This is a genomic window from Arthrobacter sp. I3, assembly GCF_000520575.1.
Taxonomy (GTDB): Bacteria; Actinomycetota; Actinomycetes; order Actinomycetales; family Micrococcaceae; genus Arthrobacter; species Arthrobacter humicola_A.
In genome coordinates, this window is the sequence record NZ_KI914907.1 from 106,114 (window position 1) to 112,292 (window position 6,179).

Annotated in this window: 3 protein-coding genes; 2 read left to right on the forward strand and 1 reads right to left on the reverse strand. The window is 70.2% G+C overall.

What is annotated here, in order from left to right:
• Positions 1-3,704: FtsK/SpoIIIE domain-containing protein (locus Y706_RS23685; protein ID WP_043434806.1), on the forward strand; the 3,704-nt coding region annotated here is incomplete at its 5' end.
• A gap of 82 nt (positions 3,705-3,786) precedes the next feature.
• On the forward strand, positions 3,787-5,760 hold the full coding sequence (locus Y706_RS0104715; protein WP_028275666.1) for a serine/threonine-protein kinase: 1,974 nt from the start codon (positions 3,787-3,789) through the stop codon (positions 5,758-5,760).
• A 184-nt stretch (positions 5,761-5,944) separates the two neighbouring features.
• On the opposite strand, the gene Y706_RS29135 is transcribed toward Y706_RS0104715, so the two are convergent.
• Positions 5,945-6,179 (reverse strand): HNH endonuclease (locus Y706_RS29135; protein WP_028275667.1); only part of this gene is annotated, 235 nt, incomplete at its 5' end.

Here is a 6,179-nt window from a genome sequence, read left to right on the forward strand (position 1 = left end):
CTCCCCGCCCCGGGCGGGCCCCGGCGGGCGAGCCCCTGGTCCCGCCGAGCCGCAAGGAAGTGCCGCCAGCCAGCAAATTCAGCTACATCACGGTGCTCGCGCCCCTCGTGATGGCGGCGGCGATGGTCTTGATCCTGCGGGACTTGCGCTTCGCGATGTTCGCCATGCTCAGCCCGGTCATGGCCGTGGGCATGTGGTTCGAACAAAAGCGCCGTCACGCCCGGGGCCTCAAAGAAGAGGACGAGCGCTTCGCCGGGGCGCTCCAGGGATTCGAGCGGCAGATCCGCGCAGCCGCGGCGACGGAGACCGCACGACGGCATCGGATGATCCCCGATCCCGCGACCGTAGTCCGGCGCCCCGCACTCCCCGCCACGTCCTTGTGGCAGCGCCGCGCCGACGCGGACGACTTCCTGGCCCTGCACGCCGGCACAGGTGACGTCCCCTGGAAGCCCGAGGTGGACCGGGCAGCCGGGTCGCGGCTGGATGAGAAGGTGAAGGACTCCCTCGCGGCCGCGCGCCTTCAGGCCGCGCCCGTGCTCGTGGACCTGACCGACGCCGGTGTGGTGGGTATCGTCGGGCCGCGGGAAGGTACTCTGGCGCTCGCGCGATCCCTCCTGGCCCAGGCCGCGGTGCACGTCGGTCCGGCCGACCTGACCATCGGCGTCTTCTGCGACGCCGGGCGCGCTGACGAGTGGGAGTGGGCATCGTGGCTGCCGCACACGCGCCAAGCCGGCAGCAGCACGGGCGAACGGTGGATGTCCGCGCACCGCGAGACGAGCCTGGCCATGCTGCGCACGCTCAAGGACGCGGTGCAGGAGCTGCCCACACCAGCGATGCTGGTGGTCCTGGACTCCGAGGTCCTCACGGAGGGCAGGGACGCGCCGGCACGCGCGCTGCTCGGCACGGGCCGCTCCGTACCCGGGGCCCATGGGAGCCCGCAGCAGCGCCCGTCACGGGTGGCCGGCATCGTCATCGCGACTTCGGAGGAACAGTTGCCGGCCTCCTGCACCACGATCATCAGGGTCGGTTCGGACGCAGCGGCCACTGTGGACCAGCCGGAGGACCTGACCCGTGTGGAGGACGTCATCCTGGCGGGCCTGGACCAGGAGGAGGCCCTGCGCTGCGCAATGCGCGTGGCGCACTTCGACGATCCGGAGCTGAGCGTGCCCGGGGCCTCGCTGCCCCCGCTTGTGCGGCTGCCCGGGCTCCTCGGCTACGACCGCCCGGACTCGACCACGATCCGTCGCATGTGGCAGGCACCCACCGGAGTCTCCACGCCGATCGGCACAGGGGAGAACGGCACCCTGACCCTGGACCTGGTCAAGGACGGCCCGCACGGCCTGGTGGGCGGCACCACAGGCTCCGGCAAGTCCGAGTTCCTCCGCTCGCTTGTGGCCGGCCTCGCGGCACGCAACGATCCGACCCGCCTGAACTTTATCCTCGTCGACTTCAAAGGCGGGGCGGCCTTCAAGGCATGCGAACGCCTTCCGCACACCATTGGCACGATCTCCAATCTGGACGAGCAGCTCGCCGACCGGGCCCTGCGCGCCCTGGAAGCGGAGATGGAACGCCGCCAGAGGGTCTTCGCAGCGGCCGGCGAGGGCATCGACAACCTGAACGCCTACCTGGCCACGAACCCGGCCGAGCCCATGCCCCGGCTGCTGCTCGTGATCGACGAGTTCGCCATGCTGGCCAAGGACTTCCCGGACGTGCTCAAAGCGCTCGTCAGCGTGGGTGCAGTGGGCCGCACCCTGGGTGTGCACATGATCCTGGCGACGCAGCGCCCGGCGGGCGTCGTCAGCGACGACATCCTCGCGAACACCAACCTTCGGGTGGCCCTGCGGGTACAGAGCCGCGACGACTCCAATAACGTCATCGGTGTGCCCGCAGCCTCGGCGATCGGCCGGGCCCAGATGGGCCGCGCATTCGTGAAACTGGGCCAGGACGACATCACCCCCGTGCAGACGGCCCTCGTGACCGGACGGGCGCAGCTCGGCGCCGGCCCTGCCGTGGACGTGCGTGAGATCCGCCAGTTCGGCGTCCCCATTCCCGCGGCGGCGCCGCCACGGGCTGCGGCCGTGGACGAGAACGACCTCGAACTCCTCATCGACGCGGTTGTCGAAGCCAACGCCGAGGCAGGGTTCGCCCAGCCGCGGCAGGTCTGGCCGGAGGCCTTGGGAGAGCGTGTGGAGCTGGAGGGATTCCTCCCGGACGGCGGCCGTCCCGCCACTCCGTCCGACACTCCCACCGATCCCGCACCCCCGCTGCCGATGGTGGGCGCCGTCCGAGGCTCCACGGTCCAGGTGGCCGTCGTGGACGAGCCGGAGCTGCAGCGCCAGTCCGCGGCGGGATGGGACATGTCCGTGGGGAACCTGATGCTCATGGGCGTGGCCGGCTCCGGCACGAGCACCACGCTGGCCTCGATCGCGCTGACGCTGGCGAAGGACGCCGATCCGGCCGAGCTGGACCTGATGATCCTCGATATGGGCTCCCGTGAGCTCGAAGCCCTGGAACGCCTGCCGCACACCGTGGCGTATGTGGGAACCGGGGGCGGTGCCAAGGAGCAGCAGGCCCGTTTCCTGCGGCACCTGCACACGGAGCTCGAGAGCCGCCGCGCCGTGCCTGGCAGGCACCGCCGCGCCGTGGTGCTGCTGGACGGCCTGGCCTCGCTGCGGGACGAGTTCCAGGATTTCGAAGGGCAGCAGCTGCTGGCGCTGCTGTACCGGGCGTACGCTGACGGCCCGGCGCTGGGACTGTCCTTCGCGGTCTCCACCACACGCGCCAAGGCGGTGCCCTCGGCCATGAACGAGGTGACGCTGCAGAAGTGGCTCTTCCGGCTGGCGGACGACTACGACTACTCCTCGCTCGGAGTCCGGGGCAAGGAAATCCCCGCTGCGCTTCCTGGGCGCTGCGTGGATCCCCGCACCTCGCTCCAGATGCATGTGGCCACGCCCGGTATCGGGGTCGAGGCTGCGGTGGATCACGTGCGGCAAAGCTGGGCACACGCACCCGCGAAGACCCCGGCGATCCGGCGCCTGCCCGCCAACGTCACCATGCTGGAGCTGGGGGTGGAACCCCGGCTGGAGGCCGAACCTTGGCTCATCCCGGTGGGAATGCAGGAGGCGGACCTCTCACCGGCGTTCCTGGAGATCTACGAGGGCGAGCACGCGCTCGTCGCCGGTCCCGCCCGTTCGGGCAAGTCCACGCTGCTGCTGGCCCTGGCCGCAGCCCTGCGTGGCGCGGCCACCTCCCGCGGGCCGGCTCAGGTGTGGGGCATCTGCGATCGCCGCTCGCCCCTGGTCCTCGCGGATCTGGATCGCGTGGCCGTCGGCACGGATGAGGTGCCTGCCTTGCTGGCCTCCCTGCGACTCGAGCGCGGCCCGGTGTTCCTGCTCATCGACGACGCAGAGCGCTTCGAGGACGCCGATCAATCCATCGCGGGGGCTGTGACCTCCGGGCAGCCGGGGCTGTGCATCATTGCGGCCGGACGGGCCGCGGATCTCCGCGGGCTGTACAGTCACTGGACCAAGACGCTCCGCAAATCGCGCCTGGGTGTGCTGCTGCAACCGGATGTAGATTACGACGGCGAACTGCTGGGCGCCGCACTCCCGCGCAGGGCGCCGGTGGCGCTGACTGCCGGGCGTGGATATATCGGCGTCGGCGGGCAATTGGCACTGATCCAGTCGATGAGCGCCGAGGTTTGAACCCGGCGGCGGGCGCCTACGACGAACGAGTGGACGGCCGGGGGCCTTGAGGAATCAGATTGATAGCGTTGGGGAGTACGGTATGAAATTCGCACAGACGGGTCAGGCTCTGGGAGCGTCCTACCGCTTCGGCGAACGGGTGGGCTCCGGCGCCGTCGGCGAGGTCTGGACCGTCACCTCTGCCGACGGCCGGACGCTTGCCGCCAAAGTCCTGCGCCCGGAGCACGCCGACGATCCCTCGCTCGTAGAGCGGTTCGTCCGCGAGCGATCCGTCCTGCTTGGCCTGCAGGACTCGCACATCGTCACGGTGCGCGACATGGTGGTGGAGGGCGCCCGGTTGGCCATCGTCATGGACTACGTCGCAGGAGGCTCGCTGCGTGACGCCGTAAAGGAGGCCGGCCCGCTGCGTCCCGAGGACGCGTTCACCGTCGTCGCCGAAGTGTTCGACGCACTGGCTTTCGCGCACTCGCGAGGCGTGACGCATCGCGATATTAAGCCGGACAATGTGCTCCTCGCCCGCCCCTGGGCCGAGTGTGGCGCGGGCGACGTACGGGTCTCCGACTTCGGCATCTCCGACGTCGTGGGTGAGAAGATCCGCCAGACGACCGGTCTCATCGGCACCCCGCACTACATGCCTCCCGAGCTCATCAGCCAGGGCCGGTCCGGCCCTCCGGGCGATGTGTACTCAACGGGCATCCTGCTCTACGAGCTCCTCGCCGGGCGCACTCCTTTCGCCGGGCCTGGGACGGACTTCAGCGTCGCGTACCGCCATGTTTCCTCGCGCCCGCCACGGATTCCCGTGGACGACGCGGTGTGGAACGTAGTCGACTCGCTGCTGTCCAAAGACCCCGCCCAACGTCCGACGGCGAGTGAGGCCGCGGCGACGCTCCGGCGTCTCGCACCCCGCCTTGCCGGCAGCAGCCCGATCACGCGTACCGAGGCCCCGGAGGACTTCGACGCCGTCGAACGCTCGGCCACCGTCGTCCGGGGCGCCTTCACGGACGAGGACCTCGCGGCCTTCGCGTCAGGCTCGCCAGATGACCACGCCGGGAAGGCTCCCGAGCTCGGGGAGGCCGACAGTGCCACCATCGCCCGGCCAATCCCGCGTCGCGAAGTGAGGCCCCGGGCGGAGGTCCGGCTCGAGGAACAGGTCGCCACCCCGTTCTGGCGCACTCGCAAAGCGTTACTGCTCGCCGGCGCCGCGGCCCTGCTCGTCGTCGCGATGGTCGTTGGGTTCGTTGTCCTCGCCCCTTCAGGTCAGCAAATGCGGCCCACCGCGGAAGGCCAGGTGTCCAAGCAACTTCAGGACCCGGCGCTGCCGACCGGCCTGACAATCTCGCGGGAGGCCTCCTATGAGCCGTCCTCAGGCCAGGTCCGCCTGACCGTCGCGTACGCGGCGCAGAAGGCGCCGTTGTCCGGTGATTTCCTTGAGGTGATCCCGGGCCTGGCCGATGGGGAAGCGTGCCCGGCGGTCACGTGGGACGGGGCTTCGGTAAGCAGGAATCAGGCCTCGATCACCGGCCTTGACGTCGAATGCGGCTGGAAGGTCTCGGGGTTGGAGGTCCCGGCGGGAGGGGCAGCCCAGGTCACAGCCAAGGTGTCAGTGTCACCCGCGGACCAGCAGGCCCTCGACGCCTGGCTGCGGGCTGGGTCCCAGGCGACGACGGCCGCCACGCAGGACCCTGCCGTCAAGGGCACGGCCTATACCGTCCAGCGCCTAAAGGGCGTGGAGGTGCGTACTCCGGCGCGCGTCGTGACGCCTAGCCCGCTGAAGATCACGCTCGTGCCAGTCTGGGCCGGCGGCGCCGACGAGCTGAACCCGCTCTACGTCAGTCCCGCGTCGGGCAAGCCCTCTCAGATGCTCGCCGCCGTGAGCGGCGGCGAGAAAGGAGTACGGTTCTCCGACGGCTGCGGCGGGGCGCTCGCGGTGGACAGCGCGGGGCTTACCGTGACGGCCCTGCAGATCACGCCCCAGTGCACCGTGCGCGCCAGCGTCGGGAACTTCACCGAGCTGCAGTCTCCGAGCTTCGGGATCACGTCCCGGGAAACCTCTTAAGTCCGAGGGCTCCTAGGGCTGAGGGCTGCCAGGACTGAGGGCTGCCCGGACGGAGGGCTCGGGGTTGCCCCCGCGGCCATGACCTTGGCCTGGACGTGCGAGCCGCTCGGCCCGCCGTCCGTCCGGGCTTCTGCTCACGTGGCGGCCAGCCCGCCGTCCGTCCGGTCCCCGGACGGCCACGGGATCACTCCAGGCGGAAGTAGCTATTCCGGCGGGGTGTCCGGGCGGGGTCGAGGTGGGGTGGCGGGATGAACCAGGGGATCCCGGTGCGCATCTGGATGCTCCAGTGTTCCTTATGGATCACGTGGTGGTGATGGGAGCAGAGCAGGGTGCCGTTGCCGGTTCCGGTGGTTCCGCCGCGGGACCAGTAAGTGATGTGGTGGGCCTCGCACCACGGCGCCGGAATGGTGCATTGCGGG

What these genes read in the sequence shown, in the direction of transcription:
- Y706_RS0104715 (WP_028275666.1), top strand. Translation starts at nt 3,787, where the DNA reads ATGAAATTCGCACAGACGGGTCAGGCTCTGGGAGCGTCCTACCGCTTC.